27 protein-coding genes are annotated in these 25,915 nt (G+C 63.4%); 17 read left to right on the top strand and 10 right to left on the bottom strand.

The features are described 5' to 3' along the window. The first annotated feature begins 7 nt into the window (after positions 1-7). A complete protein-coding gene (locus NCS67_RS01875) occupies positions 8-562 on the top strand; it encodes a carboxymuconolactone decarboxylase family protein (RefSeq protein ID WP_250433772.1) in 555 nt (184 codons plus the stop codon). 16 nt (positions 563-578) lie between these two features. On the opposite strand, the gene NCS67_RS01870 is transcribed toward NCS67_RS01875, so the two are convergent. Next, on the bottom strand, positions 579-1,466 hold the full coding sequence (locus tag NCS67_RS01870; RefSeq protein ID WP_034470816.1) for a glutamate/aspartate ABC transporter substrate-binding protein: 888 nt from the start codon (positions 1,464-1,466) through the stop codon (positions 579-581). A 320-nt stretch (positions 1,467-1,786) separates the two neighbouring features. Here NCS67_RS01870 and NCS67_RS01865 point away from each other — a divergent pair, with 320 nt between their 5' ends. Beyond that, positions 1,787-2,278 (top strand): hypothetical protein, encoded by a 492-nt coding sequence (locus NCS67_RS01865; protein ID WP_175979830.1) that lies wholly within the window; start codon positions 1,787-1,789, stop codon positions 2,276-2,278. Between the two features lie 321 nt (positions 2,279-2,599). Here NCS67_RS01865 and NCS67_RS01860 read toward each other — a convergent pair whose 3' ends face one another. From NCS67_RS01860 to NCS67_RS01850, 3 genes are read right to left on the bottom strand one after another with little or no spacing between them, the layout of a single operon-like run. Further along, positions 2,600-2,995: a hypothetical protein gene (locus NCS67_RS01860; protein WP_008351376.1), complete on the bottom strand. Its 396-nt coding sequence runs from the start codon at positions 2,993-2,995 to the stop codon at positions 2,600-2,602. Between the two features lie 8 nt (positions 2,996-3,003). Continuing rightward, positions 3,004-3,552, bottom strand: coding sequence for a lipoprotein (locus NCS67_RS01855; RefSeq protein ID WP_033536569.1), 549 nt, complete (start codon positions 3,550-3,552; stop codon positions 3,004-3,006). 42 nt (positions 3,553-3,594) lie between these two features. After that, entirely contained in the window at positions 3,595-4,524 is a 930-nt protein-coding gene (locus NCS67_RS01850) for a peptidoglycan DD-metalloendopeptidase family protein (protein ID WP_033536531.1), read from the bottom strand. A 314-nt stretch (positions 4,525-4,838) separates the two neighbouring features. Here NCS67_RS01850 and NCS67_RS01845 point away from each other — a divergent pair, with 314 nt between their 5' ends. After that, positions 4,839-5,090: a GlsB/YeaQ/YmgE family stress response membrane protein gene (locus tag NCS67_RS01845; protein ID WP_008351379.1), complete on the top strand. Its 252-nt coding sequence runs from the start codon at positions 4,839-4,841 to the stop codon at positions 5,088-5,090. Positions 5,091-5,148: 58 nt separating this feature from the next. Here the strand turns inward: NCS67_RS01845 and NCS67_RS01840 are convergent, their stop codons facing one another. Together NCS67_RS01840 and NCS67_RS01835 are read right to left on the bottom strand one after the other, a co-directional pair. Next, entirely contained in the window at positions 5,149-5,808 is a 660-nt protein-coding gene (locus NCS67_RS01840) for a DedA family protein (protein ID WP_250433770.1), read from the bottom strand. A gap of 183 nt (positions 5,809-5,991) precedes the next feature. Next, positions 5,992-7,293 carry an esterase/lipase family protein gene (locus NCS67_RS01835; RefSeq protein WP_250433761.1) on the bottom strand — a complete coding sequence of 434 codons (1,302 nt, stop codon included), beginning with the start codon at positions 7,291-7,293 and terminating at the stop codon, positions 5,992-5,994. A 504-nt stretch (positions 7,294-7,797) separates the two neighbouring features. On the opposite strand from NCS67_RS01835, the gene mutL reads away from it, so the two are divergent. From mutL to NCS67_RS01820, 3 genes are all read left to right on the top strand, one after another. Beyond that, entirely contained in the window at positions 7,798-9,759 is a 1,962-nt protein-coding gene (mutL, locus tag NCS67_RS01830; RefSeq protein WP_250433752.1) for a DNA mismatch repair endonuclease MutL, read from the top strand. Beyond that, positions 9,756-10,703, top strand: a complete 948-nt coding sequence (gene miaA / locus NCS67_RS01825; RefSeq protein WP_250433750.1) for a tRNA (adenosine(37)-N6)-dimethylallyltransferase MiaA — start codon at positions 9,756-9,758, stop codon at positions 10,701-10,703. Before mutL ends, miaA begins: the two co-directional genes overlap by 4 nt. Positions 10,704-10,858: 155 nt before the next feature. Then, positions 10,859-11,296: a hypothetical protein gene (locus tag NCS67_RS01820; protein ID WP_250433749.1), complete on the top strand. Its 438-nt coding sequence runs from the start codon at positions 10,859-10,861 to the stop codon at positions 11,294-11,296. Between the two features lie 63 nt (positions 11,297-11,359). On the opposite strand, the gene purM is transcribed toward NCS67_RS01820, so the two are convergent. Then, the gene (gene purM, locus NCS67_RS01815; RefSeq protein WP_008351388.1) at positions 11,360-12,415 is read right to left on the bottom strand and encodes a phosphoribosylformylglycinamidine cyclo-ligase; all 1,056 of its coding nucleotides are present in this window, start codon (positions 12,413-12,415) and stop codon (positions 11,360-11,362) included. Positions 12,416-12,665: 250 nt separating this feature from the next. On the opposite strand from purM, the gene hda reads away from it, so the two are divergent. The 7 genes from hda to NCS67_RS01780 all read left to right on the top strand — a co-directional run bounded on the left by hda (position 12,666) and on the right by NCS67_RS01780 (position 18,302). Continuing rightward, a complete protein-coding gene (gene hda / locus NCS67_RS01810; RefSeq protein ID WP_008351391.1) occupies positions 12,666-13,460 on the top strand; it encodes a DnaA regulatory inactivator Hda in 795 nt (264 codons plus the stop codon). An 11-nt stretch (positions 13,461-13,471) separates the two neighbouring features. Next, on the top strand, positions 13,472-14,158 hold the full coding sequence (locus NCS67_RS01805; protein ID WP_034470695.1) for a histidinol-phosphatase: 687 nt from the start codon (positions 13,472-13,474) through the stop codon (positions 14,156-14,158). Further along, positions 14,151-15,728, top strand: a complete 1,578-nt coding sequence (gene pcnB / locus NCS67_RS01800) for a polynucleotide adenylyltransferase PcnB (protein ID WP_008351395.1) — start codon at positions 14,151-14,153, stop codon at positions 15,726-15,728. Before NCS67_RS01805 ends, pcnB begins: the two co-directional genes overlap by 8 nt. Before the next feature lie 78 nt (positions 15,729-15,806). Continuing rightward, positions 15,807-16,361: a 2-amino-4-hydroxy-6-hydroxymethyldihydropteridine diphosphokinase gene (gene folK, locus NCS67_RS01795; RefSeq protein WP_008351396.1), complete on the top strand. Its 555-nt coding sequence runs from the start codon at positions 15,807-15,809 to the stop codon at positions 16,359-16,361. Further along, on the top strand, positions 16,358-17,038 hold the full coding sequence (locus NCS67_RS01790; protein ID WP_008351398.1) for a deoxynucleoside kinase: 681 nt from the start codon (positions 16,358-16,360) through the stop codon (positions 17,036-17,038). The genes folK and NCS67_RS01790 overlap by 4 nt, the downstream gene beginning before the upstream one ends. 38 nt (positions 17,039-17,076) lie before the next feature. Further along, a complete protein-coding gene (gene panB / locus NCS67_RS01785) occupies positions 17,077-17,892 on the top strand; it encodes a 3-methyl-2-oxobutanoate hydroxymethyltransferase (protein WP_034470688.1) in 816 nt (271 codons plus the stop codon). Between the two features lie 110 nt (positions 17,893-18,002). Continuing rightward, positions 18,003-18,302, top strand: coding sequence for a hypothetical protein (locus NCS67_RS01780; RefSeq protein ID WP_008351402.1), 300 nt, complete (start codon positions 18,003-18,005; stop codon positions 18,300-18,302). Between the two features lie 18 nt (positions 18,303-18,320). Here the strand turns inward: NCS67_RS01780 and NCS67_RS01775 are convergent, their stop codons facing one another. Continuing rightward, the gene (locus NCS67_RS01775) at positions 18,321-19,253 is read right to left on the bottom strand and encodes a CopD family protein (protein ID WP_250433747.1); all 933 of its coding nucleotides are present in this window, start codon (positions 19,251-19,253) and stop codon (positions 18,321-18,323) included. Between the two features lie 461 nt (positions 19,254-19,714). Here NCS67_RS01775 and NCS67_RS01770 point away from each other — a divergent pair, with 461 nt between their 5' ends. The 4 genes from NCS67_RS01770 (at position 19,715) to NCS67_RS01755 (ending at position 24,239) form a co-directional block, all read left to right on the top strand. Continuing rightward, on the top strand, positions 19,715-20,461 hold the full coding sequence (locus NCS67_RS01770; RefSeq protein WP_008351405.1) for a c-type cytochrome: 747 nt from the start codon (positions 19,715-19,717) through the stop codon (positions 20,459-20,461). 21 nt (positions 20,462-20,482) lie between these two features. Beyond that, positions 20,483-21,781 carry a c-type cytochrome gene (locus NCS67_RS01765; RefSeq protein ID WP_008351407.1) on the top strand — a complete coding sequence of 433 codons (1,299 nt, stop codon included), beginning with the start codon at positions 20,483-20,485 and terminating at the stop codon, positions 21,779-21,781. A gap of 92 nt (positions 21,782-21,873) precedes the next feature. After that, positions 21,874-22,494: a PAQR family membrane homeostasis protein TrhA gene (trhA, locus tag NCS67_RS01760; protein ID WP_008351409.1), complete on the top strand. Its 621-nt coding sequence runs from the start codon at positions 21,874-21,876 to the stop codon at positions 22,492-22,494. A gap of 236 nt (positions 22,495-22,730) precedes the next feature. Continuing rightward, positions 22,731-24,239, top strand: a complete 1,509-nt coding sequence (locus NCS67_RS01755) for a DEAD/DEAH box helicase (RefSeq protein ID WP_250433745.1) — start codon at positions 22,731-22,733, stop codon at positions 24,237-24,239. Between the two features lie 15 nt (positions 24,240-24,254). On the opposite strand, the gene NCS67_RS01750 is transcribed toward NCS67_RS01755, so the two are convergent. Together NCS67_RS01750 and NCS67_RS01745 are read right to left on the bottom strand one after the other, a co-directional pair. Then, positions 24,255-24,767, bottom strand: a complete 513-nt coding sequence (locus tag NCS67_RS01750; protein ID WP_244807699.1) for a PNPOx family protein — start codon at positions 24,765-24,767, stop codon at positions 24,255-24,257. A gap of 39 nt (positions 24,768-24,806) precedes the next feature. Beyond that, complete coding sequence (locus NCS67_RS01745) at positions 24,807-25,631, bottom strand: ferritin-like domain-containing protein (RefSeq protein WP_008351417.1); 825 nt, start codon at positions 25,629-25,631, stop codon at positions 24,807-24,809. Between the last annotated feature and the right edge of the window lie 284 nt (positions 25,632-25,915).

The following is a 25,915-nucleotide window of genomic DNA, read 5'->3' as shown; positions in this document are numbered from 1 at the left end:
AACAAACATGAAGAAGCGACTTCCCGATTTCGACATCGCGCACGCTTCCGATGCGCAAAGAGCCGTGTTGCAGGACATCGTGAGCGGACCGCGCGGCAATCTCAACGGGCCGTTTCTCGGTTGGATCTTCAGCCCGGAACTCGCGCAGCACGCGCAAAAACTCGGCGCGTTCTGCCGCTACGAGACCGGCCTGCCGCTGCGCCTTTCCGAGCTTGCGATTCTCGTGACCGCGGCGCGCTGGCGCTCGCAGGCGGAATGGCACATTCATCATCCGATCGCGCTCGATGCCGGCCTGCCCGCCGATCTCGCCGAAGCGCTGCGCACGGGAAAGACGCCGACATTCGCCGATGCCGACGACAAGCTCATCTTCGATTTCGCCAGCGAACTCTACGACACGAAGCGCGTGAGCGATGCGACCTATGACGCCGCCGTCGCGCGCTTCGGGCACACGGTCGTCGTGAATCTCGTCGGCTTGCTGGGCTATTACGCGCTCGTCGCGATGACCCTCAACACGTTCGCGATGCGCGCCGAAGGGCAGACGGATCTGCCCTTCGCGGAATGACGCGCGCGCCGTCGCGCTATTCGAACGCCTTGTCGTTCGGTTCGGCGTAGAGCTTCTGCATCGCTTCGCTCATCGGAAAATCGAAGTTGATGTTCTTCGGCGGCACCGGCTTCATGAACCACTTGTCGTACATCGTCTTGATCTCGGGGCTTTTCATCACCTGACTCATGGCGTCGTCGACGAGCTTTTTGAACTCGGGATCGTCGCGACGCATCATGAAGCCGTACGCCTCCGACGACTGCGGCGTGCCGACGAGCACCCAGTCCGACGGCTTCGCCGTCAGCGAGCGCGTGCCGGCGAGCAGCACGTCGTCCATCATGTAGGCCACCGCGCGGCCGGTTTCGAGCGTCGCGCGCCCTTCGCCGTAATCCTTCGCGCTGATGATGCTCATGTTCATCTTCTTCTCTTCGTTCATCTTGCGAAGAATGCGCTCGGACGTCGTGCCCTGATTCGTCACGACGGTCTTGCCCGCGAGATCGGGAAAGTCCTTGATGCCGGAATCCTTTTTCGTCAGCAGACGCGTCGTCGCGACGAAGAACGTGTCCGAAAACGCAACCTGATTCTGCCGCGACGTGAGATTCGTCGTCACGCCGCATTCGAGATCGACCGTGCCGTTCTGCACGAGCGAAATCCGATTCTGCGATGTCACCGGAATGAAGCGCACGCGTAGATCCGGATGCTTCGTTTTCGCCTTGACCGCATCGATCACCTTGTTGCACAAGTCCTGCGAAAAGCCGATGACGTCGTTGTTCGCATCGACGTACGAAAACGGCACCGACGTCTCGCGATGCCCGATCGCGATGAGATTGGCGCTCTGGACCTTGGCAATCGTGGATTGGCCGTAGCTTGCGCCCGCAACCAGAGATAACGCGACAGTCGATGTGAGCAACGACGCAAATTTCATGACGTCCTCTTTGAGAGTGGAATGATACATATGTTGCCATCGACAAAATTAACGCAACATATGTATTCACCCTAGGCCACATCGCACGGCGGCCTCTTGCGACTTTTACTTACAAATGTCACAGCACATGCGTCCACCGCCGTCGTCGCGCGGCGTTATAGCTGGCAGGCATCCGGCGGTTACGCGCCTTAAGACACAGCTAATTTTCCGGTGCGATGATGCTTTCAACGTCAAACGCATCCAAACGCATCCAACGCATTCGCGTCCCGGCGCGACAGACAGCACCGGCGTTAAGCGAACACCTTTTCGGGAGCACTGCCGTGAAGAAGAAATCGACGAACATGAAATCCGCCCGTCCCGCGATGTCGCCGCTTCTGCGCGCGCTGACCTACAGCCGCGCCGCCCGCGAACCGATGATCGACGCGATGATGCTGCGCTGCTATGTGGCGCTCGACGCGTTTCATCGCGGACACGGATCGCAGCCGCTCTTCATGACGCTATGCCGTCACATGCTGGTCGCGGAAGAGTTGTGCCAGTTGGGCCACGCGGCGGAATGCGACCACGACATTACGCTTGCGCACGAAGCGCTCGTCGAACTGGACGCGCGTCATTCGGACGAAGGCGTCTGGACGCTCGATGCCGGTCAGCACGCACGTCTGTGCACGGCGCTCGCCGTTTTCGCGGCGCAACTGGAAGAAGCGACGCTCGAGCACATCGCGCAGGCGGAAGCGCGCATGGTCACGCAATCGCTCGTCGCGGCGAACATGCGTTCGGGTATCGGGCGTGTGGAAACGGTGTCGTCGGCCGACTGAAGATCGCTTCGCGGATCGGGACTTCCCCGCAGATGCTTATCAATTTGCGAATGTGTTTGCGAGCGTACATTCTTAGGAATGGCCATTTGCAATACTTTTTCCAGCGCACGGGGGGCAGCAGCAAAACGCGCTGAGAGACCGACAAACAGGATGGGCGGCACTCGATCAGGTCGTGGGTAAAAGCAAAGCGCGAGAATAAAAAAGCAAAGCGCGAGTTTTTGCCAACGGCGCGACGAGTCGCAGGCGAAAGAGGCCAGCGCCCCGACAAAGAAGCTCAAAAGCCGGCATTCGCCGGCTTTTTCTTTGATGCCGTTGGATCGGTCAGCGGACGGCCGCGAACACGGTGCGCGCGCACTCGCTGCACCAATGGCGCGACACCGCATCGGGAGTCGCATCCCAAACGTGACCGTACGCGCATCGCCAGCTCAAGGGCGTCGCGGCATCGACATAGCGGTGCGAAAGCAGCGCGCCGCCGCGCGCTTGCGCGATGTCCTGCAGACGCTTCGTCTCCAATTCGCGCCGCTCGGTCGCGCAATTCATGCAGCGCACGTTCTGCGCGATGTCGAGCGTCTTGTCCCAGCGATGCCCGCGCCCGCAATCCCAGAGCACAAGCTGCTTTGCGCCGGCCTGGCGCGACGCCTGATCGCGATAGCGCGACGCTTCGTCCATCAGGCGAAGGCGCGTGTCGTATGTCACCGAATCACTCATCGTCGTCATGCCCGGAATCAGCGTTGACCGCCGCGGATCGCTTCGGAACGCGACGTCGTCACCACGGTGCCATCCGGTCCGAAGTGCACGTTGAACATGGCGTCCTGATTCACGCCGTCTTCGAGCCAGTGCCAGCTCCAGACGCGCTCCTTCTTCAGCCGATACTCCGCGATTTCGGTCGGCTTGCCGAGCAGTCTGCGCACTTCGTCCATCGTCATGCCGAGGCGCACTTTCGCGAAGTTCTCGGCGGTCAGCACCTGCGTCACGGAAACGAAATGCCCGCGGGGGTCGAGATCGACCATGTAGGTGTTCGTGCCCGCCGGGCCGCGCGGATATTCGAGGCGCTTGCTTCCGTCGGTGAACGTGCGCTCCGTCTCGGGTTCGCCCATTTGGTCGCGGATCTGCGCCTCGGTCGTCACGCCGGGCTGCAGGTTCTTGAGCAGCAAGTTGTCCGGCTTCACTGCATTGAAAAATGCCTTGAGCTTGTTCAACGCTTCCTCGCTCTGCTGCTGCTCGCAGCCGGAAAGCAGCGACGTCAGCGACGCCGCGGTCAGCGCGGCGATCATGATCTTCTTCACCTTTCGGCTCCCTTCCCGCCCGGCCAGGAATCAGCCGCCGGCCGCGCCGAGCAACGGCATCGGATCGACCGCGGTGCCCGACTTTCTCACTTCGAAATGCAGCGCGGGCGTGCCGCCCGGGCCGGTGCCCATGTCGGCGATGGTCGCGCCCTGCTTGACGGAATCGCCTTCCTTCACGAGCAGCTTCTCGTTGTACGCGTAGGCGGTCAGATAATCGTTGCCGTGCTTGACGATGATCATGCGCCCGTAGGAACGCAAGCCGCTTCCCGCATACACGACCTTGCCCGACGCCGCTGCCTTGACTGGCTGCCCGACCTTGCCTTCGATGTCGATGCCCTTGTTGCCGCTCGCGCCGAACTTGCGCACGACGTCGCCGTGCGCGGGCCAGACGAAGGTGCCCTTGGATGCAGTCGCGGTGACTGCGGATTGATGTTCTTCGCTGGCCGCAGCGGCGGGCTTTTCCGCCGCTGGCTTCTGCGCCACCGATTTCTCCGGCGTCGGCAGAAGCGGCGGCTGCGCCATCTTCGATCCGACGCTCGCCGAACTCACCGTCGTTGACGACGCACCCGGCGGCATCACGCGCAACACCTGCCCGACGTTCACCTGCCTGCTTTCCGGCAACGTGTTCCACTTGGCCAGATCAGCGGGCTTCTGCTTGAAGGTGCGCGAAATGCCGTAAAGCGTGTCGCCCGGCTTAACGCGATAAAAGCCCGGTTCGACGGGCGCGGGTGTCGTCGGCCCGAGCGGCACGACTGGCGCGGGCGTCACGATCGGCGACCCGCTCTGCACCACCGGCGGCGCGCTCAGCGCGGAACTTTCGACGATCGGCGCGGGCTCCCGCGGCGTCGATGAACATCCCGTCAATCCGGCAGCCAACCCCGCTGCGAGCGCCACGCCCGCGATCGCCCCGCGCGGGCCCGATCCGAAACCTTCCTTGTGCATCACCACCAGCTTTCTCATGCTTGTCGTCTTGAACTTTTTCAACCAATTCCGCCAGCATAAAACATTACAGATACAAATTCGCCTCAGTGACCTAAACGACACACTTCGCCCAAGCGCCGACCGAACCTTTTGGCAATCCAAATTTTTGACGTATTTTGCCCCGGCCATGTGTCATCTGTCGTCCGCGCTGTTTGCCGACGCTGCATCGACAATCCTTGACAGTTGACAATCCCCCGCCACGGTCATTTCCGCTACATTGCCCGCGCCCGATTGCAGGTCCCGCCTGCGTCCCGCATCTCTCAATTCGACTGGAGTCTCAACGCATGCAAATCATGCAACACGGAATCATCCTCAGCCTCATCATCGGCGGCGTGGCGGGCTGGCTCGCCGGCCTCATCATGAACGGCAGCGGCTTCGGCGTGATCGTCGACATTCTCGTCGGCATCGTCGGCGGCGTGATCGGCGGATGGCTCTTCAGCACGCTCGGCATCTCGTTCGGCGGCGGCATCCTCGGCACGCTGATCACCGCGGTGATCGGCGCGGTCGTGCTGCTTTTCGTGATCCGCCTGTTCCGGCGCCGTTGAGCGGTTTCGCGGCGTGAGCGAGGCCGGCATCCGACGGCCTCGCGCATCCCGCTTTTCCTCAAGCCTTCGAATTGCGACGGCTCATCTTCCATAGCGCGCCGATCGCCACCGGCACGATGGCCGCGCCGATTCCCACCAGCACGATCACGTTCAGATACTGCTTGATGAACGGAATGTTGCCGAAGAAATAGCCGAGCAACACGAGCAACAGCACCCAGATGAGCGCGCCCAGAATATTGAAGAGCTGGAAGCGCCCGTGACTCATCGACGACACGCCCGCGACGAACGGCGCGAACGTCCGCACCACCGGCACGAAACGCGCGATCACGATCGTCTTGCCGCCGTGCTTCTCGTAGAAGTTGTGGGTTTTCTGCAGCGCGGCGCGGTCCAGAAAGCGCTCGAGCACGGGAATGTTCGTATCGAAGATTTTCGGCCCGATGGCGCGGCCGATCCAGTAATTCACCGTGTTGCCGGTCACGGCCGCGATGAGCAGGAGCGCGATCAGCGCGAAGAGATCCATTTCGTGCGACGCGGCGAACGCGCCGCCGATGAACAGCAGCGAATCGCCCGGCAGGAACGGAAACACGACGAGCCCGGTTTCGCAGAACACGATCAGGAACAACACCGCGTACACCCAGGCGCCGTAATTCTGGATGAAGACACCGAGCGACTTGTCGATGTGAAGGATGAGTCCCAGGAATTGCAGCAACGTGTCCAAAAATCTTTCCTCAAAAAGTAAGCCGGCGCCGGAAAAGCGGCGCATCGGCAACAAATGCGGGAGTCGCGCCATGATACCGAAGTGGCGCGGCGCCGGGCTCGCTCACACGAATGTTCACCCGGAAGCGCGCGCAACCCGGGCGCCCGAAAGCCCCACAGGAAAGATCAGGCTCCGGCCGGGTCGCTAAATTGGCAGCGCCTTGTTATAGGCCGCGATTTTCCCAAAAAATTCCTCCAGCCACTCGAGCGTCGTGCTGCCGACCGGCTGCACGATGCCGATATGATCCACGCCGGCGATCGGAGGATGAACGTACCAGACGCCCTTCTTCGGCGGATGAGCGGGGTTGTCCCCGACGAACTCGTGCGCGTGCCCGATCGGGTACTGCGCCGACGGAACCGGGACGCAACCGTCATTGGGACGCCAGTTCAGGAATCCGCCCGCAAGATCCCTTTCATTGAGGCCGAGCGCCGCGCCGCCGCCGAGGAGCAACGGATTCATGTTCGACATCGGAACACGCGTGTCGGCGAGGCCGGGCACCGTTCCGTCGGCGCAATACGACGCGTAATAAGTGTGCGGCGACGTCTTTACCCAGATGTTCTGCAGTCGGGCCGCGGCGAAGGAAAGATCGTAGATTGCGCTGTCAGTCGTCTTCCAGGCCTTGCTGAGCATGATCTTTTTGGCGTATTCGACCAGATCCTCGCCCTTCTCGCGGTGGATGCCCCACTGCTTCAAGTCGAAGTCGAAAAGCAGATCGCGGTTATCGGCGCCGCACAGGCTCGCCAGGCTCAATAGCAGGTCGGACATCGGCTCGCCGAGATCGTCTGCGACCGGGGTGCCGTTGTTGACGCCAGCGATGGACGTGATGCTATGTACCCATTGCTTGCCGCCCTTGAAGAGTTCGGAGGTGCCGGCTTCCCGCGAACTCGGCGCGAAGGCAATTTCATCCGGATCGCCATGTTCCAGCAATTGCACGAGAGTGCGGATGGTCGGACCGCCCATGCTGTGCCCGATCAGATGAACCTTGTGTTCTTCGCTCCATTCGGGAAATACGCCGGGATACGAACGTCCATAACGTTCGTGGCCGTAACGCGCCGAATGCACCGCGCCGTAATCCACTACGCCGCCCTTCAAGAAATAATAAAGCTCGCAGGCCCGGTCCCAGTTACTGGATAACGGTCCGACCGCAGCGGTGAAAGTCTGGTAACCCCTATTATTGAGATATTCCTGAATATCGCCTGTGCCGCCGAAATAGTGATAAATCTTGCTCGTCAGCCTTTCGCGACCCCAACCGCAAAACCCATGCACGAGCACATTCGGAAAGTTGTTTCCGCTTTTACCGTTTGCCGCCACACGACTCTTCTGAGTTTTTGCTTCCGCGTTCTTATGACTGGAATGCGCGCCTGCCTGCTGGCCTTTCGTCGGCGGCGCTTCGGTCACGGCATGATTTCCAGTCGGTTTCTTTTTTTCTGAAGCGATACGGGACATGAATTATCCTTTTTCTGAAGTTTCGAAAACATAACCCAATACATTTGGCCTCCGGCGGAATCCCGTGGCTGAATCGCTCTGCATTTGCGGATAACCGGCATGATCAAAATCGTCGCGACCATACGAAAACTCTTAAACAATTAACGCCCGAAATGATTATTAGGCCGTGACGATTACCCGATTCAACGCTCGCGAACGCGCGCATTCGAAACACGAACGAATTCATATCTCCGCAGGAATCGCCGCCTCGATGGCAAACAAATTGGCGGTGCGAGCGAAATATTGCGTGAGTGAGATCGACGGATTGATTGCGCGCGGCCTGGCAGAACTCTCTTGCGGCGGCGTAATGCATTGTACGCGTGGACCCGAAAAAAACTCAGTAATGCAAATAAATTGCGGCGCAAGAAAGTCCCGCTCTGGCCCGCGCTCTTGGATACGTGCGCGCCCGGACCGATGCAGCCGGCCACCCGAAGCCCGAACGTTGCGAATCGTTATAATTTCGCCATGTCCGACCTAAACGAAACCTCCGCTGGCGCTTCGACAGCCGATGCCGGGCGCCGTCCGCGCGCCATCGCCCCGCTGCCCGATCAGCTCATCAGCCAGATTGCCGCTGGCGAAGTGGTGGAGCGGCCTGCGTCGGTCGTCAAGGAACTGCTGGAAAACGCACTCGACGCCGGCGCGACGACACTGCGCATCACGCTCGACGAAGGCGGCGTGAAACGCATCGTGATCGCCGACGACGGCTGCGGCATTCCGCCGAACGAGCTTCCGCTCGCGCTGATGCGCCACGCGACCAGCAAAATCCGCTCGCTCGCGGAACTCGAAGCCGTTGCGACGCTCGGGTTTCGCGGCGAGGCGATTGCGTCGATCGCGTCGGTTGCGGAACTGTTCATCACGAGCCGCACCGAAAGCTGCCCGCACGCGACGCGCATCGACGCGCAAACCGGCGCCATCTCGCCCGCCGCGGGCACCGTCGGCACGACAATGGAAGTGCGCGAGCTGTATTTCAACACGCCCGCGCGCCGCAAATTCCTGAAGAGCGAGCAGACCGAGCTCGGGCATTGCCTCGACGTGATTCGCCGCACGGCGCTCGCACGGCCCGACGTCGCGATTTCAGTGATGCACAACGGCAAAGCCGTCGAGCACTGGAACGCGAGCGATCCGCAGACGCGCGTCGCGAAGATTCTCGGCGAGGTGTTCGAAACCGCGCATCTGCCGCTCGACGAACGCGCCGGGCCGCTTGCGGTCTACGGCTGCGCGGGTTTGCCGACCGCGAGCCGCGGGCGCGCCGATCAGCAATATTTCTTCGTGAACGGCCGCTTCGTGCGCGACAAGCTGCTCACGCACGCCGTGCGCGCCGCGTATGAAGATGTGCTGCACGGCAATCGCTATCCGGCGTACGTGCTGTTTCTCGATTTGCCGCCCGAATCCGTCGATGTGAACGTGCATCCGTCGAAGATCGAAGTGCGCTTTCGCGATTCGCGCTCGATTCATCAATACGTCTTTCACGCCGTGCAGCGCGCGCTGGCGCGGCATGCGGGCGCGTCGCCGGAAACGACGGCGGGCGGACACGCGGCGCAATTGCAGCCGACCGGCCCGGCTTCGTTCAGCGCAAAGCCTTTCGCCGGCACGCCGGATTCGCTCACGCTGAAAAGCGAGAACGGCACGAACTGGATGCGCCAGTCGCGCATGACGCAGGGCACGCTGCCCGTCGCGCAGCCGCTCGCGCTTTACGACGCGCTGTTCGGTCGCAAGGACAACGGCGCGGGTACGTCAGGCGCGACGACGACCATCGACACGCCGTATCCGTCGATGAACGAGCGCCCTCCCGCGCCGCTGATCGCCAGTGACAGTGCGGACAGTGCGCTCGATCACGCCGATGAACAGCCGCTCGGTTTCGCCGTCGGCCAGATTCACGGCATCTATGTTTTGGCGCAGAACGCGCGCGGCCTCGTGATCGTCGACATGCATGCCGCGCACGAGCGCATTCTTTACGAGCAATTCAAGCACGCGCTCGCCGATCGCGCGATCGCGGTGCAGCCCCTGCTGATTCCCGTGTCGATGACAGCGGAGCCGGTCGAGATCGGCATCGTCGAGGAAGAGCGCGCGACGCTCGATGCGCTCGGCTTCGATCTCGCGGTGTTGTCGCCGACGTCGATCGCGATCCGCGCCGTGCCCGCGTTGCTGAAGGACGCCGACCTGCAATCGCTCGCGCGCGCCGTGCTCGCCGATCTGCACGCCTATGGCGGCTCGCGCGTGCTCACCGAACGTCAGCACGAATTGCTCGGCACGCTCGCGTGTCATAACGCGGTGCGCGCGAATCGCCGGCTCACGCTCGACGAGATGAACGCGCTCCTGCGCCAGATGGAAGCGACCGAGCGCGCCGATCAGTGCAATCACGGCCGTCCGACGTGGTATCAGCTCACGCTCGCCGATCTCGACCGACTCTTCATGCGCGGACAATGAGCGCTTCCGCCTTGCCTGTTGCGTGTCTTCTCGGGCCGACGGCGTCGGGAAAGACCGCGGCCGCGCTGGCGTTCGCGGCGCTGCATCCGGTGGAAATCGTCAGCGTGGATTCGGCGCTCGTCTATCGCGAGATGGATATCGGCACGGCCAAGCCGAACGCCGAGGAGCGCGCGGCGGCGCCGCATCATCTGATCGATATCATCGATCCCGCCGAAACGTATTCCGCCGCGCAGTTTCGTGCGGATGCGCTGCGGCTCGTCGGCGAGATCGTCGCGCGCGGCAACGTGCCGTTGCTGGTCGGCGGGACGATGCTGTACTACAAGGCGCTGACACAAGGTCTGAACGATCTGCCGACCGCCGATGCCGACGTGCGCGCCGCCCTCGACGCCGACGCCGCCCGCGATGGCTGGCCCGCGCTGCATGCGCGGCTCGCGGCGGTCGATCCGCAAACCGCCGCGCGGCTTGCGCCGAACGACTCGCAGCGCATCCAGCGCGCGCTCGAAATCTTCATGCTGTCCGGCCAGCCGATGTCCGCGCTGCTCGCCGCGCCGCGCGTTCAGGATGCGGATGCGCCGTATCGCTTCGTGCCGGTCGCGCTGGAGCCGTCGGATCGCGCGGTGCTGCATGCGCGCATCGCCGCACGTTTCGATGCGATGCTCGCGCACGGCTTCATCGACGAAGTGCGCGCGTTGCGTGCGCGCGGCGATCTGGATCTTTCGATGCCGTCGATGCGCTGTGTCGGCTATCGGCAAGCGTGGGACTATCTCGACGGCGCGACGGGTTACGACGAGATGCGCGACAAGGGCATTTTCGCGACGCGGCAGTTGTGCAAGCGGCAGTTGACGTGGCTGCGCGCGATGCCGGAGCGAGTCGTGGTGGATTGCTGCGCGGGGGACGCGACGGAGCGGGCGGTAGCAGCGATTAGGAAAACTTCGAAAGTCTGAAAAGTCATACTGAAATTTTGCACACGATCGTTCTATAAGCTCAGTATCAAAAGGCTTCGCTGAGCGGCGCCACTGCGCCACGGGCTTGCCAATGTCAGACAGTCACGGCCGCGACCGAAAGCTTCCAAGGCAGGAAGGACACTTTAACGCTCCTGATGCCGCGGCTGTCGTTTCCGTCCGGCGATACAGCGTTGATGCCACGTGGCTCGAAGATGTACGTGCCGCGCTACGAGGCGCTTACGACGTTCCTTCGGGTCGATCTATCCGAAAAATACAGCGACCCACGCACGCTCGATCAATTGAGCGCGTGGTACAAGCGAGAAATCCAATCGTTTGGCGGCCATCGCTACATGTGGGTGCAGGGGACCTCTATCGGGCTGCTCACGGAGAGCGTGAACTGGATCGTCGAATACAACGGCGCGTTGTACAAGGGCGAGTTGCTTACACCCGGATTGCGCCCGCCTTACCTGCCCAACGGCGTTTCGCACGTCGATCCAAGACCGGCCTATAACAAGACAGCTATGGACTTCCTCCTCAAGCAACTGGGGCCGAATCCGCAGCAAATTCGGTCGCCTTACATGCGGCCGATGTAATCCCCAAACAAAAGACCCTCGCACTCCGCGAGGGTCTTTCGTATCAGCGCGACAACGGCACTATCAAACCACCACCGTCTGCGCCTCACCTTCCTTGCTCTCGCGCACGACGCCGATCTTCCACACCTGCTCGCCCGCGCCCGACAACAGGCCGGTTGCCGCATCGGCATCTTCCGCCGCAACGATCACCGCCATGCCAATACCGCAGTTGAACACGCGATGCATCTCCGCATCCGCGACGCCGCCGTGCTTCTGCAGCCACGCGAACAGCGGCGGCAGCGGCCACGCGCGATGATCCAGCTCCGCCGTCAGCCCATCGCGCAGCACGCGCGGAATATTCTCGACGAGACCGCCGCCCGTGATATGCGCCATGCCCTTCACCGTGACGCTTTGCATCGCCGACAAGAGCGGCTTCACGTAGATGCGCGTGGGCGCCATCAGCGCGTCGGCAAGCGTTCGGCCGTCGAAATCGGCGTTGAGATCCGGATTCGCGCGCTCGATGATCTTGCGCACCAGCGAATAACCGTTCGAGTGGATGCCGCTCGATGCCAGGCCCAGCACGACATCGCCCGGCTTGATCGTGCTGCCGTCGATGATCTTGCTCTTTTCCACCGCGCCGACCGCGAAGCCCGCGAGGTCGTATTCGCCGTCCGGATACATGCCGGGCATTTCCGCCGTCTCGCCGCCGATCAGCGCGCAGCCCGCCAGCTCGCAGCCCGTGGCGATGCCCTTCACGACGTCCGCCGCGGTGTCGACATCCAGCTTGCCGCACGCGAAGTAATCGAGGAAGAAGAGCGGCTCGGCGCCCTGCACGAGAATGTCGTTGACGCTCATCGCGACGAGATCCTGGCCGACCGTGTCATGCCGGTTCAGCGTGAACGCGAGGCGCAGCTTCGTGCCGACGCCGTCCGTGCCCGATACGAGCACCGGCTCCTTGTACTTCTTCGGCACCTCGAAGAGCGCGCCGAATCCGCCGATGCCGCCCAGCACGCCGTCGCGCAACGTTTTCTTGGCAAACGGCTTGATCCGGTCGACGAGCGCGTCGCCCGCGTCGATGTCCACGCCCGCGTCGCGATACGACAAACCTTGGGCGTCCGGTGCGGATTTCGGTTGATTCATGGAGGGAGGAGCAAGAAGGTCGGTAAAATGCGATTTTACCCGATGATGACCCGTCGACGGTCGGCCAGCCGGATTTTCCCGCGCACGCCAGAATCCGCGAAGGCGCTTTTTTCGAGATCGCAGACAATCTCAGAAGCGCCCGAGCCATTGGCGCGAAAGGCCGTCCGCCGCGGCTTTGCGCGTATACCCGCAGCTCATCCGGCAGTTTTCAAGATTCGCCCGACTCAAGGCCCGACGATACCGATCTCCCGTGCAACGCCAACTGACGCTCGATCTGGGCACGCCGCCGCCCGCCACCTTCGATAACTTTTTCGCCGCCGGCAATCACGAACTGATCGCGCGGCTGCGCGAACTCGAAGGCGCGCTCGCGGCCGGGCCGGTCGCCGACCGCACGTTCTACGTGTGGGGCGAGCCGGGCAGCGGCCGCAGCCACCTGCTGCAGGCGCTCACGCACGAGGCGAACGGCCATGCGCGCTATCTCGGCCCGCAGAGCGCGCTCAACGCATTCGGGTTCGATCCGCGCGTGACGCTTTACGCCGTCGACGATTGCGACCGCCTTTCCCCCGCGCAGCAGATCGCCCTTTTCAATCTCTTCAACGAAGTGCGCGCATATCCGGCGAGCGCGCTCGTGGCCACCGGCAACGACGCGCCGCTCGCGCTCACGGTCCGCGAAGACCTGCGCACGCGGCTCGGCTGGGGCCTCGTGTTCCATCTTCAGCCGCTTTCCGACGAAGCGAAGGCATCGGTGCTGAAGCACGCGGCGCGCGAACGCGGCATCGTGCTCGCCGACGACGTGCCCGCCTATCTGCTCACGCACTTTCGCCGCGACATGCCGAGCCTCATGGCCCTGCTCGACGAACTCGACCGCTTCTCCCTGGAACAAAAGCGCGCGGTGACGCGAGCGCTGCTGCGCACGATGCTCCAGCAAACCGGCCGGGCCGCGCCCCTCGTTCCCGTATCGGCGCCGGAAGAAACGCCCGCCGATCCGAACGGCCCCGAATCCGGCCCCGCCGCGCCGGACAACGATCCGACCCGCTTCAAGTAGAATGCGCTCCCATGAACCTTGCCCTCTTTGATCTCGATCACACGCTCATTCCCACCGACAGCGACCACGAATGGGGCCGCTTCATGGTGAAGCTCGGCATCGTCGAGGCGGAATCCTTCGCGCGTCAGAACGACGCCTTCTACGCCGATTACAAGGCGGGCGTGCTCGACATCAACGCGTATCTGCACGCGATGCTGGCCCCGCTCGCGAAATACTCGCGCGAGCAGCTCACCGACTGGCACGCGCAATTCATGCGCGAAGTGATCAACCCGCGCATCGTGCCGGCCGCCGTCACGCTCGTGCGCGAGCATCAGGACGAAGGCGATCTCTGCTGCCTCGTCACCGCGACGAACGCGTTCATCACCGCGCCGATCGCCGAAGCCTTCGGCATCGAAACGCTGATCGCCTGCGAAGTCGAAACGGTCGACGATCATCCGCTCGGCGCGCTCACCGGCCGGCCGATGGGCACGCCGAGTTATCGCGAAGGCAAGATCGTGCGCGTCGAGCAATGGCTCGCGACGCTCGGCAAGACGCTCGACGACTTCAAGCACAGCTATTTCTACAGCGACTCGCACAACGACATCCCGCTGCTCGAGCGCGTCACGGATCCGGTCGCGACCAATCCCGACGACACCCTGCGCGCGCACGCGCAAGCCAAAGGCTGGCGCATCCTGAACCTGTTCGACACTCGTGATTAAAAAACTCATCCGCAAGCTGTTCGGGCAAGAAACCGCCTCTGCCGACGAAGGCCACGACGTCCCCGCCGCTGCTTCCGAAGCCGCGCCGAAACCCGCTCGCAAGAGCACGCGCAAGAAAGCCGCCGCGCCCGTGAAGCGCGATCCGAACGTGCCGGTCATCCTGTCGTCGGAGATTCACGGCATCGATCCTTCGCTGATCTCGAAGAACGCGATACGCGTGACCGACGGCCTGCAGCAGGCCGGGCATCGCGCGTTCATCGTCGGCGGCGCGGTGCGCGACCTGCTGCTCGGCGTCGCGCCGAAAGACTTCGACGTCGCCACCGACGCCACGCCCGATCAGGTGCAGAAGCTCTTTCGCCGCGCGCGCATCATCGGCCGGCGCTTCCAGATCGTGCATGTGCAGTTCGGGCAGGAGATCATCGAGACATCGACGTTCCGCGCGCTCATGGACGCGCCGCCGGAGCCTTCCGCCGAACCGCCGCGACGCCTCAAGCGCGGCGAGCTCGATGCGCGCACGCACGCCGTCGATGCGAGCGGCCGCGTGCTGCGCGACAACGTCTGGGGCGAGCAGCACGAAGACGCCACGCGCCGCGACTTCACCATCAACGCGATGTACTACGATCCGGCCACGCAAACGGTGCTGGATTATCACGACGGCATGGCCGACATCCGCGCGCGCCTGTTGCGCATGATCGGTGATCCGGCCACGCGTTATCGCGAAGATCCGGTACGCATGCTGCGCGTCGTGCGTTTCGCGGCGAAGCTCGGCTTCGAGATCGATGAAGCCACGCGCGCGCCGATCAAGGATCTCGCCGACCTGATGAACAACGTGCCGGCCGCGCGTCTCTTCGACGAGATGCTGAAGCTGCTCTTGTCCGGCCATGCGCTCGCGTGTCTCACGCGGCTGCGTCAGGAAGGGCTGCATCACGGCGTGTTGCCTCTGCTCGATGTCGTGCTCGAACAGCCGCACGGCGAGAAGTTCGTCACGCTCGCGCTCACCAGCACCGACGAGCGCGTGCGCGCCGGCAAGGGCGTGTCGCCGGGCTTTCTCTTCGCGACGCTCCTGTGGCACGACGTGCAGACGCGCTGGCAGCAATACACCGCGAACGGCGACTATCCGGTGCCCGCATTGCATCGCGCGATGGACGATGTCCTCGATATGCAGACGGAGAAACTCGCGATCCACAAGCGCTACTCGTCCGACATGCGCGAGATCTGGGGTCTTCAGCATCGGCTGGAAAAACGCGGCCGCAGCGCGCTGAAGCTGCTGGAACACCAAAGATTCAGAGCGGGGTATGATTTCCTGCTGTTGCGTTGCGAATCGGGCGAGCTCGATGCGGCCATCGGCCAATGGTGGAGCGACTTCATCGACGGCGATCACGCCGAGCGCGAAGCACTCCTGTCGCAAGGCGGCAAGGATCGCAACGCACCGAAGAAGCGCCGGCGCCGCAGCAACGCGAAGCGTCGCTCGGGCGAACCCGGCGCGCAGGACGAGCAAGCCGCGCAGGCAGGCAATGACGACGCGGTATCGAGTGCGGCGAACAGGCGCGAAGCCGCCGACGACGAGTAACGCCGGATTTGGTTACAGTAGCGAAGAGCGATCCTGTTCTCCCGCTTTCCGCTGTGACCCACGCGTAGGACTTCTGCCATGACGATTGCTTATCTGGGCCTGGGGGCGAATCTCGGCGATGCGCGCCAGACCCTGAAAGACGCAGTCGTGTGTCTCGCCCAGCAGCACACGATCACCGTGCTCGCGAAATCGAGCGTCTATCGCACCGCGCCGATCGATTCATCGGGCGACGATTACTTCAATTGCGTCGTCAAGCTCGAAACGAGCCTGCCCGCGCGATCGCTGCTGCGCCTGTGTCATCACATCGAGTTGCAGTTCGGGCGCGAGCGGCCGTATCGCAATGCGCCGCGCACGCTCGATCTCGACATCCTGCTGTACGGCGCATCGAGCATCGACGAAGCCGATCTCGTCGTGCCGCATCCGCGCATGACCGAGCGCGCCTTCGTGCTCGTGCCGCTCGTCGAGCTCGAGCCGGATCTCATCCTTCCTCAACGCGGTCGCGCCGATGCGTTCATCGACGGCGTCGCCGATCAGCGCATCGAGAAAGTCGCGACGTGTCAGTGCATGGTCGCGACGCAACCGCGCGGCTCCAACGCAACCGACTCCCCTTCCACGAAGACAGACTGCCGATGAGCGTTCCGCCACTCACCGTCACCGCGCCTCAACTGCGGCCGCCGCATCGTTACATCGCGATCGAAGGGCCGATCGGCGTCGGCAAGACCACGCTCGCGACGCTGCTCGCCGAACGGTGGTCGATGCGCACGCTGTTCGAGCGCCCGCAGGACAATCCGTTTCTCGAGCGCTTCTATCGCGACACCACGCGGCACGCGCTCGCCACGCAGTTGAGCTTCGCGTTGCAGCGCGCATCGCAGACGCAGGAAGCCGCCGATATCGTCACGAGCGGCGCCGCGCTGATGACCGACTTTCTCACGCAGAAGAGCGAGCTCTTCGCGCGCCTCACCCTGCCCGACGACGAGTTCCAGCTCTACAAGGACATCGCCTCGCGCATTCATGCGAGCGCGCCCGCACCCGATCTCGTCGTCTATCTGCAGGCGAGTCCGGAAGTGCTTTTTTCGCGCATCCAGAAGCGCGCGCTGCCGATGGAGCTGCAAATTTCCGATTCGTATCTGCGCGCGCTCTGCGATGCTTATAACGACTTCTTCTATCACTACGACGCGACGCCGTTGCTCACGGTGAACGCGGAGCACCTGAACCCGCTCGCCTCGGATGACGACCTCGCGCTTCTGATCGAGCGCATCGGCGCCATGCGCGGGCGCAAGGAATTCTTTGTCAAAGGCGTATCGGTCTGAATTCGCAGCCCGGCCACGCTCTCTTCAGTGAAACGACCATGACGTATCTGCAGGAAACGAATCGCGCGACGATCACCGTCCCCAAGCTCCAGACCATGCGCGAAAACGGCGAGCGCATCGCGATGCTCACGTGTTACGACGCGAGCTTCAGCGCGCTGCTCGAACGCGCGGGCGTCGATGTCATGCTGATCGGCGACTCGCTCGGCAATGTGCTGCAAGGCCACAACACGACACTGCCAGTGACGCTCGCGGACATCGCGTATCACACGGCGTCGGTCGCGCGCGGCAATCGCAGCGCGCTGATCGTCGCGGACATGCCGTTCGGCACCATCGGCTCGAAGGAAGACGCCTATGCGAACGCCGTGCAACTGATGCGCGCGGGCGCGCAGATGGTGAAGATCGAAGGCGGCGAATGGCTCGCGGATACCGTGCGCTTTCTCGTCGAGCGCTCGATTCCGGTGTGTGGGCACGTCGGTCTCACGCCGCAATCGGTGCACGCATTCGGCGGCTTCAAGGTGCAGGGCAAGTCCGAAGCGGCGGCCGAGCAGATGAAGCGCGACGCCATCGCGCTGCAGGAAGCCGGCGCGCAACTGCTCGTGATCGAAGCCGTGCCGACGTTGCTCGCGCGCGAAGTGACCGCAGCGCTCGCGATTCCGACGATCGGCATCGGCGCGGGCGTCGACTGTTCCGGACAAGTGCTCGTGCTGCACGACATGCTCGGCATCTTTCACGGCAAGCGGCCGCGCTTCGTCAAGGATTTCATGCAGGGTCAGCCGAACATTTTCGCCGCCGTCGAAGCCTATGTGCGCGCGGTGAAGGACGGCAGTTTTCCCGGGCCGGAGCACACGTTCTGAGCGAATGCGGCCCCGCGCGGGCCGCGCTTCACGATCTGCGTTTTCTCGTACATACTGGCGAGCTTCTTGCGCATACGCTGCCGATAGTCACCAAAAAAGCGAGAACAATCATGTGGCAGGTCCTTCCCGATGAATACGTCCGTGCCCAGCTCGCGGTCGGCTCGCTCGTCGCGCTGGGCGTGGCGCGCGTGGTGGCCGCGGGAATCGGGGCGCAGCGCGGCTGGCGCATCGCGGCCGTGACGCGCTGGTTCATCGGTGCGGCGGTCGTGTTCTGCCTGCCGCAACTGGTCGAAGTGATCTTCGTCGGCGGTTCGCATACGGCGTTCGTCGAGTTGCAGGGCAAGATCATCGGCTGCGCGGTCGCGCTGTTTTGCGCGCCGATCGTCAGTCACAGGCTCGGCTACGAGTAACGCCGCGCGTCGCCGTTTTCATCCCGCGAGCGACGAACCCGGCACGCTGTGCGACAGCACCGCCGCCGCCACGAACACACCCGCCATCATCAGCGCTTCGACGCGCATCACGTTGATGACCGTATGCGCGTCCATCGTCGATGCCGAGCGCGACAGGCGCGGCAACGCCGACCAGCGGTTGAGCGCGCCGAACGCGAGCGCCGCCGCAACCAGCAGCATCTTCACGATCAACGCATGACCCCACGCGCTCGCGGTCAGCACCGCGGCCGATCCGCCGATGCCGCGCCACGCGTTGAACACGCCCGTCAGCACGACGAACGCGACCGCGATCGACGCCGCTCGCGACATGCGCGCGACCGTGCGGATCAGATATGCGCGCGCAAGCGACGTATCGAGCGCCGGCAACACGAACGCACCCGCGATCACAATGCCGCCCCACGCCGCCGTCGCGAGCAGATGCAGCGTCTGAACCGCTTCGGCGAGCGAGAACGCGCCGGCATCGGCGGCATGGCCGATCGCCGATTTGCCCGCCGCGACGATCAGCGCGGCAACGAGCGCCATGCCGATCCGCGTACCGGAAAGCGCGCCGCCGCCCGCCGACGCGAGCAGCAACAGCACGCTGCCCGCCAGTGCCACCGACCAGCCGATGCCCGCGTGCGTGCCCGTCGCGACGAGCCACAACGCGCCGCCCGCCTGCACGATCGGCGCGCCGCTCATCGCCGCGGCCTGCAGCCACAGCGAAGCGAAGTTGCACAGAACGAGCGCGATGGCTGCGATCGGACCGCCGCGCGCCGCCCGCAACCAGCCGCGCCGCGCGGGCGATACGGTCGCGAACGCCTGTTCGCGCGACAGCCACACGTTCAGCAGCAGCGCGCCGAGCACGCAGGCGAAGGTCAGATCGGCGAGCGCGGCGAAGGCCGTCTGCGCGAGCGAGAGAGGATCGTCGTTCATCATGCGGAACCGGGCGCGGCGTGAACGCGCATTGCTAAAGGGAAGGTCATCGAAGGAATTTTGCGGAGTCTGAATGAAGGTCCGCGGTGCAGCACAGCATCGAACACGAGCGAAACGCCTTGAATTTTTGCCGGACGCTTCCGAAACTGCATGAAGCACGTCGATCGGGCGTCTCGCATCGAGTCGAATATTTGTCGAGAGGCAATGAACCACACGCGCCTAGGAAGTTCGTCGCGGGTGGTCAATAGCCGCGCGGCATATTGTCGCGAATGCGCTGCAGCGGGACTTAGAGCGAGATTGTGTCAAATAGTCATCATCATGCATCGATGATAGAATGCCGCGTCGCATCAGAGGCTCGTCGAGCCGCTGTGGCCGTGGTCCGCCACCCACCGCCCCCTGCGTGGCCGTGGTTCGCCACCTTCGCACCGAGCCGCACGAAGCTCGGCAGGTCCCCGAATTTCATGGAGTGTCGCGTGTTTTCAAGACGCATTTTTCGTCCGCTGCTCGCTATGGCTTTTGCCTCGGCTCTGGTAGGCAGCGCTGGCGTTTTCAGCTCCGCCGCGCAGGCGCAGAACCAGCCGATCGCACCGGACACGATGGCCGCGCGCGTGCAAGGCTGTACCGCGTGCCACGGCGTTCACGGTGAAGGCACGGACAACGATTACTTCCCGCGTCTTGCCGGCAAGCCTGCCGACTATCTGTACAACCAGCTCCAGAATTTCCGCGAAGGGCGGCGCAAGTACCCGCCGATGAACTACCTCGTCACGTATCTCTCGGACGATTACCTTCATCAGATCGCGACGTACTTCTCGAACCAGCGCCCGCCGTATCCGACGCCCGTGAAGTCGAACGTGTCGGCCACGACGCTCGCGCGCGGCCAGCAGCTCGTGCTGAACGGCGATGCATCGAAGAACATTCCCGCGTGCGCGGCCTGCCACGGCAAGGGTCTGACCGGCATGCAGCCGGCCATCCCGGGTCTCGTCGGCCTGCATTCGGACTACATCAGCGCGCAAGTCGGCGCATGGAAGTCGGGCACGCGTCACGCGAAGGCGCCCGATTGCATGCAGCAGATCGCCTCGCGCCTGACGGACGACGACGTGACCGCCGTCGCCGCATGGCTCTCTACGCAAACCGCACCCGCCAACCCGGTGCCCGCGCCCGCTGGCTCGTTGAAGATGCCGCTCAAGTGCGGCAGCGAACCGCAATAAGGCGTCTGGAGCGACAACACAATGAAACGCAAGTCCCTGTTCGCACTTTCCTCGGCTGTCGTGGTGGCAGCCGTCGCAGCCGGCGCCGTCCTCTGGTCGGGCGGCGACAACCTGCATTCGGGCGGCGCCATCGCGGCGACGCCTGCCGACAAAGCCGCGCTCATCAAACAAGGTGAGTACCTCGCCCGCGCCGGCGACTGTATCGCGTGCCACACGGTTCGCGGCGGCAAGGAATTCGGCGGCGGCCTGCCGATGGCCACGCCGTTCGGCACGATGTTCACGCCGAACATCACGCCGGACGATCAATACGGCATCGGCAAGTGGACCTCCGACGACTTCTATCGCGCGATGCACACGGGCCGCTCGAAAGACGGTTCGCTGCTCTATCCGGGCTTCCCGTTCACGAGCTACACGAAGGTCACGCGCGCGGACTCGGACGCGATCTACGCGTATCTGCGCTCGGTGCCGCCGGTTTCCGAACCGAGCCGTCCGCATGAACTGCGCTTCCCGTTCAACAACCGCAACCTGCTGATCGGCTGGCGCACGCTGTTCTTCTCGGAAGGCGAGTACAAGCCGGATCCGACCAAGTCGGTCGAATGGAACCGCGGCGCGTATCTCGTCGAAGGCCTCGGTCACTGCGGCATGTGCCACACGTCGATCAACGCGATGGGCGGCCCGGTCAGCTCGGCGGCCTTCGCCGGCGGCCTCATCCCGCTGCAGAACTGGTACGCGCCGTCGCTGACGTCGAACAAGGAAGCCGGTCTGGGCGACTGGGACCTGAAGGACATCAACGATCTGCTGAAGACCGGCGTGTCGCAGCGCGGCGCGGTGTTCGGCCCGATGGCGGAAGTGGTTCACAACAGCCTGCAGTACATGACCGACGCGGACATCAACGCGATCTCGACGTATCTCAAGTCGATTCCGCAAAAGAAGGAAGCGCCGGAAGTCATGCAGCTGGAGACGTCCGAGAAGTTCGGCGGCGAACTGCTCACGCTCGGCAAGAAGGTCTACACCGAAAACTGCGCGAAGTGCCACGCGGAGAACGGTCTCGGCAAGCCGCCTGCATACCCGCCGCTCGCGAACAACCAGTCGATCCAGATGCAATCGGCCGTCAATCCGATCCGTATGACGCTGAACGGCGGTTATCCGCCGAGTACGGAAGGCAACCCGATGCCGCACGGTATGCCGCCGTTCGCACAGTCGCTGTCGGATACGGAAGTCGCCGCAGTCGTGACGTACATCCGTATGTCGTGGGGCAACCACGGCACGCCGGTGTCGCCGCAGCAGGTGAGCAACCTGCGTTCGGCGCCGCTCGACTGATGGCTTCATAGGTCCTTCGCCGGGACAGCGTACAATACGCATATGGGGCGCAGCCTTCGTGGCCGCGCCCCTTGTCTTTTGGTGAATTCGATATGCATGTCGGCGAGCGTTTCAACAGCATCAGCCATTTGATCGGCGCGCTGCTGTCGGTTGCGGGTCTGGCTGCGCTCGTCACGATGGGCGCGCTCGACGGTGACGCGTACAAGGTCGTGAGCTTCGCGGTGTACGGCGCGATGCTCTGCGCGCTCTACGTGATCTCCACGCTGTATCACTGCGCGCGCTCGCCGCGCATGAAAGCGATACTGCAGAAGTGCGATCACTCGGCCATCTACTTGTTGATAGCCGGCAGCTACACGCCGTATACACTAGTGACCTTGCGCGGTCCCTGGGGCTGGTCGCTCTTCGGCGTGAGCTGGGGGCTCGCCGCGCTCGGGATCGTGCAGGAACTCACGCTCGGGCGGCGAACCCGCAGCGTTTCGATGGTGCTGTACGTGTTGATGGGATGGCTCGCGCTCGTAGCCATTCATCCGCTCGTGACGGCGCTGCCGCCCGCGGGAACCGCGTGGCTGGTGGCGGGCGGCGTCGTGTACACCGCGGGCATCTGGTTTTTCATCAACGACGAGCGCATCCGGCACGGACATGGCATCTGGCATCTGTTCGTGCTCGCAGGCAGCCTGTGCCAGTTCGTGAGCGTCGCGCGCTATGTCGCGTGAGCGCCGGCTGGAACGGGTGCCGCAGCGTCGAAGTGTCCATCGATGCAACTAAGCGCCAGATGACGTGTCTTGATAGCACGTCGAACCTCGCGGCAACGCCCGGCGATCGCTGATCGCCAACTGGCCCGCCGCCCGATTTTCCTTCGAGCGATGCACATGCGCTCTGCCGGCCGAAACTTTTCGCCGTGGCCCATTCGCATGCGCGCCGTTCGACACAACGAATAAGCATCCAATTTATGTCCTTTGATTCACTCGGCCTGTCCGAACCTCTGCTTCGCGCCGTCAACGAACTCGGCTATTCCAATCCCACTCCGATCCAGCTTCAGGCGATTCCTGCCGTACTGAAAGGCGGCGATCTGCTCGCGGGCGCGCAGACGGGCACCGGCAAGACCGCCGGCTTCACGCTGCCTATCCTGCAGCGCCTGTCGCAACTCGCGCCCGTCACGGGTGGCGCCAAGCGTCCGGTGCGCGCGCTCATCCTCACGCCCACGCGCGAACTCGCCGCGCAGGTCGAAGAAAGCGTGCGCGCGTACGGCAAATATCTGAAGCTCAAGTCGACGGTGATGTTCGGCGGCGTCGGCATCAATCCGCAGATCGACGCGTTGAAGCGCGGCGTCGATATCGTCGTGGCGACGCCGGGACGTCTGCTCGATCACATGCAGCAAAAGACGATCGACGTTTCGCAGCTCGAAATTCTCGTGCTCGATGAAGCCGACCGCATGCTCGACATGGGCTTCATCCACGACATCAAGCGCGTGCTCGCGCGCCTGCCGGCGAAGCGCCAGAACCTGCTGTTCTCGGCGACTTTCTCCGACGAGATCAAGGCGCTCGCCGACAGCCTGCTCGATTCGCCCGCGCTGATCGAAGTCGCGCGCCGCAATACGACGGCTGAGACCGTCGATCAGAAGATCCATCCGGTCGATCGCGATCGCAAGCGCGAGTTGCTCACGCATCTGATCCGCGGCAACAACTGGTTCCAGGTGCTCGTGTTCACGCGCACGAAGCACGGCGCGAACCGGCTCGCCGAGCAGCTCACGAAAGACGGCATCAGCGCGCTCGCGATTCACGGCAACAAGAGCCAGTCGGCCCGCACGCGCGCGCTCGGCGAATTCAAGGCCGAGACGCTGCAGGTGCTCGTCGCCACCGATATCGCGGCGCGCGGCATCGACATCGATCAGTTGCCTCACGTCGTCAACTTCGATTTGCCGAACGTGCCGGAAGACTATGTGCATCGCATCGGCCGCACGGGTCGCGCGGGCGCGGAAGGCGAAGCGGTGTCGCTGGTGTGCGTGGACGAGCATCAACTGCTGAAGGACATCGAGCGCCTCATCAAGCGGCCGATTCCGCGCGAAGTGATTCCCGGCTTCGAGCCGGATCCGAACGCGACGCCGGAGCCGATCCAGCGCCGCAGTCAAGGACGCGGCCAGGGACAAGGTCAAGGTCAGGGACGCCAGAATCCGCGTAACGGCGAGGGACGTGCGAGTGGCGAAGCACGCCGCGAAGGCGGCCGTCCGAACGGCGATGCACGCGGCGCGCGTCCGGCGAAGCCGAACAACGGCGGCGCGCAGCCTTCGCGCGATGCGCGCACTCACAGCAAGCCGAACGTGAACGCGGGTTCCGCGCCGCGTCGTCAGGAGCCGGTTCAGGCCGGTCAGGTCGCGAACTCGCGCAAGCCTGGCGGCAATCCCGGCGCATTGCTCGGCGGACGGCGCGACGCATTGCGATCGGGCGATCGCAGCCGTTAATGCATCTGTCGTGAGTCAGGCGGCGACGCTCGCCGCCCGCTTCAGCCAGTCGAGTTGCTCGCGCCAGCGCGCGAGCGCCGATTGCGCTTCGGTCAGTTCGAAGGCGATTCCGTTCGTGAGTCGCGCATATCCCACCCGTTGAACCTCACCGCTCTCGATCGTGCCGACGAAGCACGCGAGCGGCACATCGTCGAGCGGCACGCGACGCACGTCCAGATGCACTTGATAAAACGCCTCATCGGATACGAAGGCGAGTGTCGCGCGTCCGCTCGCGGCGACAGCCTGCGCCGTCCGCGACGACGGCCACAACGCGAACGCGAGTCTGCGCGCATCCGGCGCGTACAGCTCACCAGCGCTCAACAAAGCGGTTCGCACGCGATGAGCCTCATCCGCCGCGCATAGCGAAACGGTGAAGCCGTCGTCGGCGCGAGCGAGCGCGCCGTCGAAGCGCGCGCGCAGCTCGGGCGGCCATTCATCGAAAACGGATTGCGACGAAAGCGACGGTCGGGGCGTGTTGTGATCGGTCATGAAAAGATGCCGGCTTTGCGCCGGCATCGTCGAACAAGGTTAGCGGAAGAATAACTGCGTCATCTTCGACAGCGGATAGTGCACGCCGGGTTGAATGCGCGCGGGCAGATCGAGCGGCTTGAGCAGCATCTTGATGGCCTGATCCGCCGACAGATTGCGCCGCACGAGCGCATTCACTCGCGCGGAGAGCTCGCGGTTGTACTCGACATCCTGCGCGCGCTCCGGGTAACGAATCGCGAAGACGTGCCGCAGCGCGATCTCCGAATCCTCGCTTTTCAGTTCCACGACGCGCCGCACGAGCGCGCCGAGCACGGCCATGCGGCCATTGCCCTCGATCTTGTTCCACTTCTTGAAGAAATGGAAAAAGTGCTTGTAGTGCCGCACTTCGTCCGTGCGGATGTTGTCGGTGATTTCCTTCAGCACCGGTTCATCCGAACAATCGTTGATCGCGCGATAAAGCGTGGCCGTTCCCGTCTCGACGACGCAGCGCGCAACCATCTCGAGCGCGCGCTTCTTCTCGAACTCCTCGTATGAACAAGTGAGCGAGTATTCGTCGAAGAAATTCCTGAACGCAGTGTCCCAGTCGAACTCGGGCCACACATGGTTGATGTAGGTCTTGAGCGCCCTGCCGTGCTGCATCTCTTCGGGCTCCCATTCGTTGTTGAGCCACGCCGAGATTTCGGGATCGTCGTGAAAATACTTGCTGAGATTGCTCGTATAGAGGTCCGTCCCGCTCTCGATGAACGAGCAGGCGCACAACAACAAGAGAAGGTGCTCGTTGGATGCCGCCTTCTGACGATCGATTCGCGTGAGATCGATGTCTTCGATGCGCCAAGGCATCACATGTGTACTGTCCGTATGCATATATCGCGCTCCCTGGCTGGACTGAACGCGCCATCGGCCGATGAGAAACGGCCGAGGTTCAGGCGACGCCGTGATTGGATCGACCCCGGCGCTGTTGACTTCAAGTGTCAGCGGCTTGTTTTCATCTTAGCCGCCCTGCAATGAGTTTGCAGACATGGGGACAGACTCACCCGCGGCCCGCCAGTTCCATGCGTTCCAAATTCTTACGATCTGGCTCGGTCGAGTCGTCGGTGCGCTGCAGCATTATTCATGCCGGTCGGCTCTGTATATGGTTGCGTCGTGTT

The organism is Caballeronia sp. ATUFL_F2_KS9A, from assembly GCF_023630765.1.
GTDB classification, from domain to species: domain Bacteria; phylum Pseudomonadota; class Gammaproteobacteria; order Burkholderiales; family Burkholderiaceae; genus Caballeronia; species Caballeronia zhejiangensis.
Note: the sequence above shows the minus strand (reverse complement) of the source record. Positions and strands in the feature narration are given on the sequence as shown.

What these genes read in the sequence shown, in the direction of transcription:
- NCS67_RS01875 (WP_250433772.1), top strand. Translation starts at nt 8, where the DNA reads ATGAAGAAGCGACTTCCCGATTTCGACATCGCGCACGCTTCCGATGCG.
- NCS67_RS01870 (WP_034470816.1), bottom strand. Translation starts at nt 1,466, where the DNA reads ATGAAATTTGCGTCGTTGCTCACATCGACTGTCGCGTTATCTCTGGTT.
- NCS67_RS01860 (WP_008351376.1), bottom strand. Translation starts at nt 2,995, where the DNA reads ATGACGACGATGAGTGATTCGGTGACATACGACACGCGCCTTCGCCTG.
- NCS67_RS01855 (WP_033536569.1), bottom strand. Translation starts at nt 3,552, where the DNA reads ATGATCGCCGCGCTGACCGCGGCGTCGCTGACGTCGCTGCTTTCCGGC.
- NCS67_RS01850 (WP_033536531.1), bottom strand. Translation starts at nt 4,524, where the DNA reads ATGAGAAAGCTGGTGGTGATGCACAAGGAAGGTTTCGGATCGGGCCCG.
- NCS67_RS01845 (WP_008351379.1), top strand. Translation starts at nt 4,839, where the DNA reads ATGCAACACGGAATCATCCTCAGCCTCATCATCGGCGGCGTGGCGGGC.
- NCS67_RS01835 (WP_250433761.1), bottom strand. Translation starts at nt 7,293, where the DNA reads ATGTCCCGTATCGCTTCAGAAAAAAAGAAACCGACTGGAAATCATGCC.
- mutL (WP_250433752.1), top strand. Translation starts at nt 7,798, where the DNA reads ATGTCCGACCTAAACGAAACCTCCGCTGGCGCTTCGACAGCCGATGCC.
- miaA (WP_250433750.1), top strand. Translation starts at nt 9,756, where the DNA reads ATGAGCGCTTCCGCCTTGCCTGTTGCGTGTCTTCTCGGGCCGACGGCG.
- NCS67_RS01820 (WP_250433749.1), top strand. Translation starts at nt 10,859, where the DNA reads ATGCCGCGGCTGTCGTTTCCGTCCGGCGATACAGCGTTGATGCCACGT.
- purM (WP_008351388.1), bottom strand. Translation starts at nt 12,415, where the DNA reads ATGAATCAACCGAAATCCGCACCGGACGCCCAAGGTTTGTCGTATCGC.
- NCS67_RS01805 (WP_034470695.1), top strand. Translation starts at nt 13,472, where the DNA reads ATGAACCTTGCCCTCTTTGATCTCGATCACACGCTCATTCCCACCGAC.
- folK (WP_008351396.1), top strand. Translation starts at nt 15,807, where the DNA reads ATGACGATTGCTTATCTGGGCCTGGGGGCGAATCTCGGCGATGCGCGC.
- NCS67_RS01790 (WP_008351398.1), top strand. Translation starts at nt 16,358, where the DNA reads ATGAGCGTTCCGCCACTCACCGTCACCGCGCCTCAACTGCGGCCGCCG.
- panB (WP_034470688.1), top strand. Translation starts at nt 17,077, where the DNA reads ATGACGTATCTGCAGGAAACGAATCGCGCGACGATCACCGTCCCCAAG.
- NCS67_RS01780 (WP_008351402.1), top strand. Translation starts at nt 18,003, where the DNA reads ATGTGGCAGGTCCTTCCCGATGAATACGTCCGTGCCCAGCTCGCGGTC.
- NCS67_RS01775 (WP_250433747.1), bottom strand. Translation starts at nt 19,253, where the DNA reads ATGAACGACGATCCTCTCTCGCTCGCGCAGACGGCCTTCGCCGCGCTC.
- NCS67_RS01770 (WP_008351405.1), top strand. Translation starts at nt 19,715, where the DNA reads ATGGAGTGTCGCGTGTTTTCAAGACGCATTTTTCGTCCGCTGCTCGCT.
- NCS67_RS01765 (WP_008351407.1), top strand. Translation starts at nt 20,483, where the DNA reads ATGAAACGCAAGTCCCTGTTCGCACTTTCCTCGGCTGTCGTGGTGGCA.
- trhA (WP_008351409.1), top strand. Translation starts at nt 21,874, where the DNA reads ATGCATGTCGGCGAGCGTTTCAACAGCATCAGCCATTTGATCGGCGCG.
- NCS67_RS01755 (WP_250433745.1), top strand. Translation starts at nt 22,731, where the DNA reads ATGTCCTTTGATTCACTCGGCCTGTCCGAACCTCTGCTTCGCGCCGTC.
- NCS67_RS01750 (WP_244807699.1), bottom strand. Translation starts at nt 24,767, where the DNA reads ATGACCGATCACAACACGCCCCGACCGTCGCTTTCGTCGCAATCCGTT.
- NCS67_RS01745 (WP_008351417.1), bottom strand. Translation starts at nt 25,631, where the DNA reads ATGCATACGGACAGTACACATGTGATGCCTTGGCGCATCGAAGACATC.